Raw genomic sequence first — 242 nt, forward strand, 5'->3', positions numbered from 1 at the left:
TGCAGCTGGCGTTGGGACCGGTCGGGTCGGTCTCGTTGCGGCGCCCGAAGCAGTCGATGCTGCCGTTGCGGTCGAACTTCAGCTCGATCGCCGTGGATAAGGGCAGGTAGACGTCTTCGCTGTCGCCGTAGCGGCCGGTATACAGGTCATAGAAGTGCGGGTTGGGATGCCAGTCACCCAGCACGCCCACGACGGTCATCGTGTTGCCGTTGAGGCGGACCGACTTGCCGACGCTGTTGGCG

1 protein-coding gene is annotated in these 242 nt (G+C 64.5%); it reads right to left on the reverse strand.

The window, feature by feature from the left end:
- Positions 1–242: ABC transporter permease (locus RRF55_RS27695; RefSeq protein WP_439419254.1), on the reverse strand; the 242-nt coding region annotated here is incomplete at both ends.

The sequence above is a fragment of the Klebsiella sp. K47 genome, from assembly GCF_051858335.1.
GTDB classification, from domain to species: domain Bacteria; phylum Pseudomonadota; class Gammaproteobacteria; order Enterobacterales; family Enterobacteriaceae; genus Klebsiella; species Klebsiella pneumoniae.